Annotated in this window: 8 protein-coding genes; 6 read left to right on the forward strand and 2 right to left on the reverse strand. The window is 54.1% G+C overall.

Translation table 11 applies throughout. The features are described from left to right. Nucleotides 1-28 precede the first annotated feature (28 nt). The 4 genes from EPD59_RS16375 to EPD59_RS16390 all read left to right on the forward strand — a co-directional run bounded on the left by EPD59_RS16375 (nucleotide 29) and on the right by EPD59_RS16390 (nucleotide 6,576). The gene (locus EPD59_RS16375; RefSeq protein ID WP_133273724.1) at nucleotides 29-523 is read left to right on the forward strand and encodes a ferritin-like domain-containing protein; all 495 of its coding nucleotides are present in this window, start codon (nucleotides 29-31) and stop codon (nucleotides 521-523) included. Between the two features lie 261 nt (nucleotides 524-784). Then, nucleotides 785-1,951, forward strand: a complete 1,167-nt coding sequence (locus EPD59_RS16380; protein WP_133273725.1) for an efflux RND transporter periplasmic adaptor subunit — start codon at nucleotides 785-787, stop codon at nucleotides 1,949-1,951. 52 nt (nucleotides 1,952-2,003) lie between these two features. Further along, nucleotides 2,004-5,096 (forward strand): efflux RND transporter permease subunit, encoded by a 3,093-nt coding sequence (locus EPD59_RS16385; protein ID WP_133273726.1) that lies wholly within the window; start codon nucleotides 2,004-2,006, stop codon nucleotides 5,094-5,096. A 91-nt stretch (nucleotides 5,097-5,187) separates the two neighbouring features. Then, nucleotides 5,188-6,576, forward strand: coding sequence for a TolC family protein (locus EPD59_RS16390; protein ID WP_165963638.1), 1,389 nt, complete (start codon nucleotides 5,188-5,190; stop codon nucleotides 6,574-6,576). Between the two features lie 60 nt (nucleotides 6,577-6,636). Here EPD59_RS16390 and EPD59_RS16395 read toward each other — a convergent pair whose 3' ends face one another. Both EPD59_RS16395 and EPD59_RS16400 read right to left on the reverse strand, forming a co-directional pair. Then, nucleotides 6,637-7,914: a zinc dependent phospholipase C family protein gene (locus EPD59_RS16395; protein WP_133273728.1), complete on the reverse strand. Its 1,278-nt coding sequence runs from the start codon at nucleotides 7,912-7,914 to the stop codon at nucleotides 6,637-6,639. 241 nt (nucleotides 7,915-8,155) lie between these two features. After that, nucleotides 8,156-10,306: an AsmA family protein gene (locus EPD59_RS16400; RefSeq protein ID WP_133273729.1), complete on the reverse strand. Its 2,151-nt coding sequence runs from the start codon at nucleotides 10,304-10,306 to the stop codon at nucleotides 8,156-8,158. A 241-nt stretch (nucleotides 10,307-10,547) separates the two neighbouring features. Here EPD59_RS16400 and EPD59_RS16405 point away from each other — a divergent pair, with 241 nt between their 5' ends. Together EPD59_RS16405 and EPD59_RS16410 are read left to right on the forward strand one after the other, a co-directional pair. Further along, nucleotides 10,548-11,006, forward strand: a complete 459-nt coding sequence (locus EPD59_RS16405; protein WP_240731454.1) for a TlpA disulfide reductase family protein — start codon at nucleotides 10,548-10,550, stop codon at nucleotides 11,004-11,006. A gap of 48 nt (nucleotides 11,007-11,054) precedes the next feature. Next, nucleotides 11,055-11,672: a thioredoxin family protein gene (locus EPD59_RS16410; protein WP_133273731.1), complete on the forward strand. Its 618-nt coding sequence runs from the start codon at nucleotides 11,055-11,057 to the stop codon at nucleotides 11,670-11,672. Nucleotides 11,673-11,745 lie beyond the last annotated feature (73 nt).

Below are 11,745 nucleotides of genomic sequence, written 5' to 3' on the forward strand. Positions count from 1 at the left end.
TCCAACCCATCCAACCTAACAAACTGCTATGTTCGACAAACTAAAAAGCCTCGACGATTTATTAGAAATGCAACTCAAAGACCTTTACAGCGCCGAAAATCAGTTGGTAAAGGCATTGCCCAAAATGGCTGCCGAAGCCAAAGATGGCCGGTTGCGCCAAGGATTCGAAAAGCATCTCCAGGAAACGCAGAACCAGGTAGCCCGATTGGAGCAAATTGGTAAGGCCATGGACCTGAAACTAAGCGGCCATACCTGTAAAGCAATGGAAGGCTTGATTGCAGAAGGCAAGGAAACGATGTCGGAAAACGCAACCGATGAAGTAATGGACGCTGCTCTGATTGCGGCTTCCCAGCGCATCGAGCACTACGAAATCGCTGGCTATGGCACCGCTGCTCACTACGCCGAGCGACTTGGTCATAGCGAAGCTGCTTCTTTGCTCCGCCAGTCGTTGCAGGAAGAGCAGATGACCGACACTAAGCTCAACGACTTAGCAAAGAACTACCTGAACCAGAAGGCGATGTAAGCTTTCCAGATATTTTTACAAAAAAGCCTGCAACCTGCAGGCTTTTTTTGTGTCATAAGTGGCTAAGCGAACCGTTCTTAAAATGGCATTAAGAGCCTTGGGGGGCAAAATAACGTTACAGACAGTGTGTTTGAAACACCTATTTACTCTTTTACAGCGGCCGCGACTAAACTTACTAAGGGGCCACGGCGTTCATATACATCGCTGCCCCAAAAGGTCTTTATACCACTGATACTGAGTTGGGAATAGCTCCCTCACCACATGCAAACTAAGGAGAAAGAAGTACTTGTGCCCGAAGTAGAAGAGTCGCGCCCCGGGCGCAGAATACTCTGGATTGTATTGACCATAGCGCTCATAGCGGCTGCGGTGTTTGTTAAGATGCGCTATTTCCCTTCTCCCACAGCAGGGGGCAAAGGAGGTCCGGGGGGCAAAAGTGGCCCAGGTGGCGGAGGCGGTGGTGGTGGTCGCGGAGGTGCCGGTGGCGGCGCGGGCGCTAAAGCTCCCGTGCAGGTATACGTGGTGCAAGCCACTAACTTATCCGATCAGGTAGCGGCCACAGGCTCCGTCCTTCCCGACGAATCGGTGGTGATCAAAAGCGAGCTATCGGGCAAAATCACTAGCCTGAATATTAAGGAAGGCCAGCCGGTGAAGAAAGGCCAACTGCTTTTCAGTATCAATGCCGATGAAGCGCAGGCCGCTATTCGCAAGCAGGAATACAACATTAAGCTTTACCGCGACCAGGAGCGGCGCCAGCGCACGCTGCTGGAGAAAGAGTATATCAGTGCCCAGGAATATGAGCAGGCGAATAATCAATACCTCACGGCTCAATCGGACCTGCAAGCGTTGCGCGCTACTCTCGACCGCGCTTTCGTGCGCGCGCCCTTCGATGGTGTGCTAGGCCTGACCACGGCCACAGTAGGTACTTATGTGAGCCCCGGTTTTGAAATCACTACCCTTTCCCGCGTGCGGCCCGTCAAGATTGACTTCGCCGTGCCCGGCCGCTTTGCCAATAATGTTCGCGTGGGCGACGTAGTAAGCGTAACCGACGAAAGCACCAATAAGCAGTACGATGCTAAGGTGTACGCCATTGACCCCCAAATTGACCCCGTTAGCCGCACCCAGCCTGTGCGGGCCCGCTACTCCAACACCAAGGATGAGCTTCGCCCCGGCGCTTTCGTAAAAGTAAACCTGAAGCTCGGCGAATCGACGGATGCGTTGCAAGTACCAACTGAGGCTGTTATTCCAGAAGCGAGCGGCTACAGCGTGTACACCGTGAAGAACGGAAAAATGGTCCCCAAGAAGGTGAAAATCGGTATTCGCTCGGATAAGGTGATTCAGATAACCGACGGCCTGGCCGTGGGCGATACTGTTATTCGGACTGGTATTCTGCAAGTGAAGCCCGGCGACGCCGTGCGCGTGATTAAGTAAGCCTACTTCTGCTTTTTAGAAGCGGGGGGCTTTTTTTACTCTTATCATCCTTATGAGCTTATCCTCAACCAGCATAACCCGCCCCGTTCTCGCCATCGTGATGAGCCTTGTTATCGTGATATTTGGCGTAATCGGGTTTCGGTATTTAAGTATCCGGGAATATCCTAGTGTCGACCCGCCCATTATTACGGTGTCGGCCAGTTACACCGGTGCCTCGGCCGACGTAATGCAGGGTCAGGTGACGGAGCCATTGGAGGAAGCCCTGAATGGCATTGCCGGTATCAAGAACCTGACGTCTAACTCTCGCGATGGTCGCACCCAGATTACGGTAGAATTTGACTTGGATGCTGACCTCGAAACCGCTGCCAACGACGTGCGCGACAAGGTTTCGGGTGCCCAAGGCCGCTTGCCCCGCGACATCGATCCGCCCGTTGTAAGCAAGGCCAACGCCGACTCCCAGCCCATCGTGATGACCTACCTCAGCAGCAGCAAGCGCACCTTGCTGGAGCTGACTGACTACGCTAACAATACCCTTAAGGAGCGTCTGCAAACCATTCCGGGCGTATCCGAAATTCGGGTGTATGGCGAGCGTAAATACTCCATGCGTCTCTGGCTCGACCCGGTTAAGCTGTCGGCCCTGAGCGTATCGCCGGTAGATGTGCAAGCGGCACTTACGCGTGAAAACGTGGAGCTACCCAGTGGCGCTGTGCAGGGCGAAAACACCCAGCTTACTCTGCGTACCATGGGCCGCCTAACATCGGTTGAGGACTTCAATAACCTGATCATCCGCAAAGACGCTTCCTCCTTGGTGCGGCTTTCCGACATCGGCTACGCTGAGCTGTACCCCGAAAACGACCAGACTATTTTCAAAGTGAATGGCGTGCCGATGGTCGGCTTGGCTATTATTCCGCAGCCGGGCTCCAACCAGATTGATATTGCCGACGAGTTTAACAAGCGCATTGAGCTGTACGGCAAAGACCTGCCCGCCGACTTAGTGCTGAAGCCGGGCTTCGACAACTCGGTTTTTATTCGTCAGTCTATCACGGAAGTAGAGCATACTATCATCGAGGCCTTCGTGCTCGTGGTAATTATCATCTTCCTGTTCTTGCGCGACTGGCGCTCTACGCTGATTCCGGTAGTTGCTATTCCGGTGTCGTTGATTGGTATCTTCTTCGTGATGTACCTCCTCGATTTCTCCATCAACGTGCTCACGCTGCTGGCTATCGTACTCGCTATCGGTCTGGTAGTAGACGATGCCATTGTGGTACTGGAGAATATCTACTCACGTATCGAGGATGGCGAAGACCCAAAAACGGCCGCTATCAAAGGGTCTGAGGAAATTCTGGTGGCTGTAATCAGTACAACCATCGTGCTTGCCGCGGTATTCCTACCGGTAGTTTTCCTGACTGGTATTACCGGACGCTTGTTCCGCGAGTTTGGTATTGTGGTAGCCGGATCGGTATTGATTTCGGCGTTTGTCTCGCTTACGCTCACTCCCATGATGTGCTCGGTGCTGCTGAAGCGCGAGGAAAAGCACAATTGGTTTTACCGTAAGACGGAGCCGTTTTTTGAAAACCTGATTAGTGGTTATAAAAGTAGCCTCGAAACATTTCTGCGCAACCGCTGGCTGGCTTGGCTGGTGGTAGCTGGTACGGGCGTTGGTATCTGGTTTTTCATGGGCGTCATTCCTTCCGAGTTGTCTCCTGTGGAAGACCGCAGCCGGATTAATATCAATGCAACCGGTCCGGAAGGTGCTTCTTTTGAGTTCATGGATCAGTACATGACCGACCTCACCAGAGTAGCCGTTGACTCGACGGGCGCGGAAAACCTAAGCAGTGTATTTGTCGTGACTTCACCAGGTTTTGGTGGTGGCTCCAACTCTGGTATTGCTCGCGTGCTGTTGGTTGATGCCGACAAACGTATAGAAAGCCAGGATAAGATTGCAGCTAAACTGACAGCCGGCGTTAAGAGCCTTACAGCGGCCCGCACTTCCGTTTCTCAAGATCAGAGTATCGGTGGCGGCGGTGGTGGCGGCGGGGGATTACCGGTACAATTTGTTATTCAAACCCAGGATTTCGATAAGCTTCGCACAGCCGTACCTAAGTTTCTGGATGCTGCCCGCCAAGACCCTACATTTCAGTTTGTCGATGTCAATCTGAAGTTTAATAAGCCCGAGTTGCGTATTACTATCGACCGCGAAAAGGCGCAGAGCTTAGGAGTATCGGTGCAGAGCATCAGCCAAACGCTACAGGCAGGCTTGAGTGGGCAGCGCTACGGCTACTTCATCCGCGAAAGCAAGCAGTACCAAATAATCGGTCAGGTGGCCCGCGAAGACCGCAACCAGCCGCTGGATGTGCGTTTGCTTTCGGTTAAAAGTGCCGATGGAAAGCTTGTACAGCTCGACAACGTCATTCGCTTGGAGGAAAGCAGCACGCCGCCCCAGTTGTACCGCTTCAATCGCTATAACTCGGCTACGTTCTCGGCTTCCCTGTCTCCTGGCCAAACACTGGGCGACGGAATTGCCGCCATGCAGGCTATTGCTGATAAGCAACTCGACGACACCTTCACTACTGAGCTTTCGGGTGCTTCCCGCGACTTCCAGGAAAGCTCTTCTTCCCTCCTCTTTGCCTTCGGCTTGGCGCTGGTGCTGATTTATCTAGTACTAGCCGCGCAGTTTGAAAGCTTCCGCGACCCGATCATCATCATGGTGACGGTGCCGCTGGCGTTGTCGGGGGCGCTGCTGAGCTTGTGGTATTTCAATCAAACGCTGAACCTGTTCTCGCAAATCGGAATCATCATGCTCATCGGTTTGGTGACTAAGAACGGTATCCTGATTGTGGAGTTTGCCAACCAACGCGTAGAGCAAGGAGCCGATTATATGACTGGCCTCATAGAAGGTGCTACCGCCCGTTTGCGCCCTATCCTGATGACCAGCTTATGCGCCATTCTGGGTATTCTGCCGATTGCCATAGCCACTGGCGCGGGCGCGCTTAGCCGCCGAGCCATGGGTATTGGCGTGGTTGGCGGTCTGTTTTTTGCTACTGGCCTCACGCTGTACGTAGTGCCCGTGATGTATTCGTATTTCGCCACGGCTAAGAAGCACACCAAAAAGCAGGAAGAGGCCGAGAAAGCCTTAGCCGCCTGATATTTGCCCCCAGAATGCTCAGCCGAGGTTTCGGTTGCTGCATATGTCTGATGGCCCACCTTTTTTAGTAGTCTGCCTTTTTGTGGTAAGAATGTCCTTGTTTTCTCGTTCGCTGTTTTTCTCTTTTCTGCTGTTCAGTATTTCGCCGCTGGCGTGGGGGCAACAAGACCAAACGGCGAAGCCCCAAACCGTAGCACCCGCCCCGCCGCTCACCTTGCAGCAGGCTATCCAGATTGGGTTGGAAAACAACTACGGCATTCGCTTGGCTCGCACCGACGAGCAGATTGTCAGCAACAACGTGACTCGGGGTAATGCAGGCCAGCTGCCTTCGGTTAATGGCAACTTCACGCGCAACTTTACCCGCAACAACGTTCGGCAACAGCTCGGCGACCAGGACCCGCGCATTGCCAACGGGGCTGAATCGAACCAGCTCAACGCCAACGTAGCGCTTAACTGGACTGTGTTCGACGGCTTGGGTATGTTCATCGCCTACGACCGTTTGAAGGCGCTAGAAAAGCAGCAGCAGCAAATAACCCGCGCCACGATTGAGGAAAGTATTGCCAACATCACTGATGCCTACTATAATGTGGTGCGAGAATCGGGCAAAATTCGCTCTCTGGAAGAAGCGCTCAACATTGGGCAGCAGCGCATCGACCTTACCCAAGGGCGCGTAGATGTAGGTGTGAGCGCCAAGGTAGAAGTACTGACGGCGCGCGTTGATTACAACGCTGACCGCTCGCTGCTTTTACAACAGCAAGAATTACTGTCAGCCGCTAAAATCAACCTCAACAATCTCTTAGGCCGCACTACGGTTATTGATTTCCAACCTGTCGACTCTATTGTCGTTACGACCGGACTGAGGGCTGAGGAGATTGTGCAGGGCGTACTCGATAAGAATCCACGGTTGCAGCAGGCGCGTTTAGGTGTCGATGTAGCCCGCTATGAGCGCCGCCTTATTCGGGCTGACCGCTGGCCTCAGGTAAGCCTGACGAGTGGCTACGGCCTGACGCGCAACATCAACGGTGCGGCCTTCTTTGGTACTCAGCTCGCCACCAACGTTAGCCGCAACCAAGGACTGAATTATGGTGTGGTAGCCACCATTCCTATTTTCAACGGCTTCAACCAGCGACGCCTTGAGCAGAACGCCCGCGTGGTAGAAGAGCAGAGCCGTTTGCTCCTAGACCAGACCCGCCTCAACCTTGACGCCGAAACCGAGCAAGCGCTGGCCCGCTACCAGAATCGTCTGCAACTACTGGAGCTGGAAGAGGAAAACATTCTGCTGGCCCGCGAAAACGTTAATATTGCCCTCGCACGCTACCGTCTGGGCCTACTCACGCCACTGGATTTGCGCGTGGCCCAGCGCAGCCAGCTCGACGCCGAAGTACGACTGTTGGATATTCGCTACCAAGCTAAGCAGGCCGAAACAACTCTGCGTCGCCTCAGCGGATATCTGGTGCAGGAAGGCGCACCCCGTCCCTAGGGTTCAGCCACGAGCAAAAAAAGCCCCCTAGTGCTGAGTTTTGGGCTTCAGTATTACGGGCTAAGGCTTGGCTTCTGTACCAACTGGTGCTTGTATGTTTCGCAGTTCTTGCAGCGCTGCACGGGTTTTTTCAAGGTTCTTGGCTTCCTTTTCCTCCTCATCCACGGGCAGCTTCGACATATCACCGAAGAAAGCCAAGATGTTTTGCCGCTGCGGAGACGAGATGCTTTCAAACTTCTTGTCGGCGAGTTTGCGCACCCACTCTCCGTACGTTTCATCGGCGAGAGCATACTCCCCTGCCTGCGTGGGCTTCCCCGTGTCGAAGTCGGCATTGGGTAGAGGCGGTGATTTGGCAGTTTGCTCCTGCTGAGCCAGGCTGCAATACTCCTTCATCACGACCCGAACGCTTTTCTTAAACAACTCCTGAGCTTCGGGTGTTGGGAGTTTGAAAGCGAAGGGCTTCAATGGTCCTATTTTGGGCAATACCCGCACCACTTTAGATAGCACGCGAGCCCCAAATCCGGGCTTCTGGTAGTCAGCCCCGTACTGCCGGCGATACTCCCGCTCGCTTTGCCGGTACGTATAGTCGCGGCGGCGGGCTCCAGGGCTGAGCTTTCTGATTTCATCACGTTCAGCGTGCCACGCGGCCCGGGCAGCAATCGGAATCAGCTCGCGCACAGCAAACCGGTAGCTGCCAATGGCCAGGTCTACATTAGGCAGCACCTGACCCAATTCCAGTCCGTAAGTTTGAAGAAATGCCCTTTCCAGCACCGGCTTGCTCACCTGAAAGCCAATAAAGCTCTGATAAGCAGCGGAGCGGTAGCGGCCCGTCGCTAATTGTACTACATCGAAAGCGAACTCCAGCTGGGTGTGCTGTACGGGCGCTTCGTGGTAGGTAATGGCTGTCCCGAATTTAGCCTTAAGCTCGGGGTACACGGAGGCCATCGCTAAGTTGGTGCCTTGGGGATGGCCCTTGATATCGGCGACGTAATGCGCCAGCGCACCGAGTGCGAAGGCATATTCATTGCGGTCGTGGGCCTGATTGAGCAGGTTGCGCACGAAGTCGCCGCTACGTACGTAGTGGGTAAGATTGGTAAAGAGCTTAGAGCCAAAGGGATAGAAGCCCATATCCTGAATAATTGCCCCCCCGTAGGCAAAAGACTTAGCCTCTATCCACTCCTCGCGGGTAGCAGTGCCAAATCGGCTTTTTATAAGCGGAACCAAACACACATCAAACGTTGAGTCTATATTGGCCTGATGGGTTAGTACAGAGTAAGCAGAGGCTGATGGCACGCAGAACAACAGAGCCGCCAGAGCGGAGAAAAGCCATTTCAGCATAGTAGATGTGGAAAGCAAAAGGTGAAATGCTGAAAGTTGGATTTTTAGAATACTCCGTACGTGAAAGCTCGACCGGAGTTATGCTTGGTGGCAACAGACTTTATGTCTGGGTGACTAGTACGCGGTACTGTCGGGGGGCTTTTTGCATGCCTTGAGCAAGAACATTACCACGAAGCTCACGAATCTGCGTTAGCGTGATGGCACTGCGCAGCGTTCGGGCATCCCAAACGCATTTACGCAGCTATTCCATCGTGTCGGTAAAAGCATCGGGTACACCAACGCTGCTCAGCAGGCCCTCAACCATTGCCATGCGCCACACCCAAAATACAGAATGAGTCAGGTCGCGGCCAATCCCAACTTTTCCGGGCTCCAACGCTTGACCCGGACGGCGGGGATTATTTCCGCGCACAATCAGCTTGTTGGTTAATAAAGACTCTGCCCGAGTGAACATATTCTTTTTATCGGGGCCCCGGCTCCTTTTAATAAAGGACACTTTCAGATTTGAATAGCGCGTCCAGACGGTACCGCGAGCACCCCGCCGATCAAATTGGAAGTTGCACTGGATATGCTCGACCTGCCCCCGTTCGAAGCGAATGCGGGCGCTTGGCTCGCTCACTGGATTCAGAATAGCGAAAGGAGTCGGCCCAAACGAGCCCACCAAACTGTGGCGTCCCTGCGGATCGGCAAAATTGAATTTAAACACCCCTTGCATAAAGCACTTTCCCTCCAACCAGCCCGAAACACGCCCAATGGATGGGCTGGCGCTCCGGTACGCGGGGCTATTTGTGAATGGGCTGATGCTTGCATGGAGGCGGGTGATGGAGAAATTAACGGGAATTGTGCTGCCCTTGGCAATTTCGGAGCTTTGGAAGCTTAAGTTGATGATTTTTGCTGTGCCCAAGTGTAGCCGAAAAGGTAACCGCCGAAGCTGCTCGGGCGATACTACCGACAAATCAGTTGGCTGCGGGTAATTCTCATTGCCGGTAATCTGTAGCCGCGGGTTGTGTAGCTCCAGCGCCTTGGCTACTAACTCGCCGTTGCGTGCCCAGGTGGCGCAATTCAGCCCTACCAGCCGCAACTGTGTCAGGCGAGCCGTCAGGCGGGTTGCGGAGAGGCGTTTGCGGCGGGCAAATTCGGCGGGGCCCATGGTGGGCGTCAGGGTCAAGCCATCGGCCTGAGCCAGGCTGGTGCGAGAATCCAGTTGAAACCTTTCACAGCGAGCCCGATAAAAAGGGGCATCCACTACAGCCGTAGCCGGGCCGGTGCGTACTTTCCAGGCTACGGCATAAAAAATCCGCGCCGGGTCGTGGGCGCCCAGCGAGTCTATTCGCACGTCGACAGCTTGCACACTAACGCCCCGAACGGTGGGTGCCCCCGCCAATTTAGGCAGCCGAAATTGCCCCCCAGACAAGCCTACATACCGCAACACGCAACGCTTCATCCAAGGTGGCAGTTGCTGATGCAGGAGGAGCGCCTTGGTTTTTGGAGTTGGAGAGCCTGCCAGAAATGTCGCCTCGGGAGACGTTAGAAGCAGGGAATCAGCCTGTAGCAACTGGCGGGTTAAGGGCAGAGCCTGAAGACCAGTGAGGCGCACTTGAGGTAGCGAGAGCGTGAGACGTGCCGTGGTTGCAGGGTCTTTGCTCTGCTGTATAGCCTGCACGCGCACAGTATTCAGCTCCAGCAGCTGGCGGTCGGAAGAAAATCGTAGCGCCTTCACGCTTGCTATATGGTTCTTCGCCACTACGCGAGCATCGGCTAGCTGAAAAGAGGTGCGGCGGGCGTAGCTCACGCGCTGCGAATCGGCGGCCCCAACCGGGCTGATGAGAATGTCATGTGCTTCTAAGTCGCCGCGGCCCAGGGTAAATACCGGCTGCTTATTGGGCGTATAATTGCCCCCCACATTTACCAGAAACAGATGATTGAGGCGTATCCCTTTCACGTGCAGCGGCAGGCGCTCATACAGTGGTTTCGACGGCTTGGTAGTGCTGGGGGGCATTTTGCCTACCTCCAGACGTAAGGCTTCTACCATCACTTTATTGATCGGCACTACGCCTCTGCGCAGCAAGCTCAGCAGCCCTATACCCTGCACGCGAACTATGTTCACATCAGCGCGCACGGGCGGGAGTTGGCTGTTCGACGTCGGACCGGAGCGCAACTGCACTCCCCGTACTGTCAGGGAGCGGGCCCATAAGCTAGTGTGAAGCTCTCTGATTTGGAGGCTATAAAAGCCCCCCGACGCCTGACTTACCTGCTGCTCCAGGGCTTGGTGCAGCCAAGCATCAAGTCGGCCCAGCGCGACCGTTACAAGGCTGATAATCACGGCGGATCCAAGCAGCCAAATCGGCCAGCGACGCTTCTTTTTCTCAGGTTGAACTTCAGTCAGGAGAGGCATAGAAGCAGCGCTATCAGGAACGTGATACCTGGATCGGGCCCCTACTAGCACACGCCTCCGTAGTGGCTGTTATTCAACTGAGGATGTTGGTGTTATCCTGTCTATAATTTAGAAAAAGAAGGTGAGTTGAGAAAGAAAAAAGTAAACGTGCCACTTCTTTCATTTTCTTACGTCTTTCGTACCAAAGCCCCGCTGTCAACGTTAAGTGCCTATGCTACTAGTAAGAATACTTTTTGCCGGCATGCTATTGCTGTTTGCCGCGCCTAGTCAGGCGCAGCAGGTGGAAGTGGTGAAGTTTCCGGCCCTGCAAAAGCGCTTGAGCCAACCCAACGACACAACCTACGTGGTCAACTTCTGGGCAACGTGGTGTGGTCCCTGCGTTAAGGAGCTGCCTTATTTTGAGCAGGCCAACAAGACCTACGCCGGCCAGAAAGTAAAAGTATTGCTGGTGAGCCTCGACTACGCTTCTCAACTGGACAAGAAAGTAAAGCCCTTTGTGCAGAAGCGCGGGCTTAAGTCGGAAGTGCTCCTGCTTAACGAAACCGACCCTAATTCTTGGCTTGGAAAAGTAGATGACAAATGGTCGGGGGCTATTCCATTCACGCTGATGCTCAACAACAAAAAGCAGAAGCGCGTCGGCTTCGAGCAGGAGTTTACGCAAGCTGAGCTTACTACCCAACTCACCAAGTTTTTGCGCTAGCCAGGTGGTTAGGCGCGTATTTCTCACTCTTAACTTGTTTGCCTCCCGATGAAAAAGCTAACCTCCTTCTTCGTCCTTTGCTTCGGCCTCGTGCTGCTGAGCGCTTTTGTCCGGCCTTCCGGCGGCTACCAGGTAGGCGACACCGCCACCGATTTTAAGCTCAAAAACGTGGATGGCAAGCTCATGTCGCTGGCCGACAACAAGGCTGCCAAGGGCTTTATCGTGGTGTTTACCTGCAATACCTGCCCCTACGCGCAGGCCTACGAAAGCCGAATTATTGACCTGCACAAGAAATTTGCCCCCCAGGGCTATCCCGTAGTCGCCATCAACCCCAATGATCCGGCCGTAGCCCCCGGCGACTCATTCGATAAGATGCAGGCCCGCGCCGCCAGCAAGAAGTACCCTTTCCCTTATTTGCTGGATGAAACGCAAAAAGTGGCGCAGACCTACGGTGCCACCCGCACACCCCACCTCTATGTGCTCACCCGCCAAGGCAATGCCCTAAAAGTGGCCTACATCGGGGCCATCGATGATAACTCGGAAGAGCCTACTGCGGTGAAAACCAAGTACGTTGAGAATGCCATGACCGATATTATGGCTGGCAAACCCGCTGCTACCAACTCAACAAAAGCCATTGGATGCACTATTAAATGGAAGAAAGCCTAAAAAAGCCCCCAGTGGTCTTTTATACCTTCTTCATTTTAATTTCTATACAAAAGCCCCGCTTGCCTATTCAGGA

This window comes from Hymenobacter radiodurans, assembly GCF_004355185.1.
Classification (GTDB): Bacteria; Bacteroidota; Bacteroidia; order Cytophagales; family Hymenobacteraceae; genus Hymenobacter; species Hymenobacter radiodurans.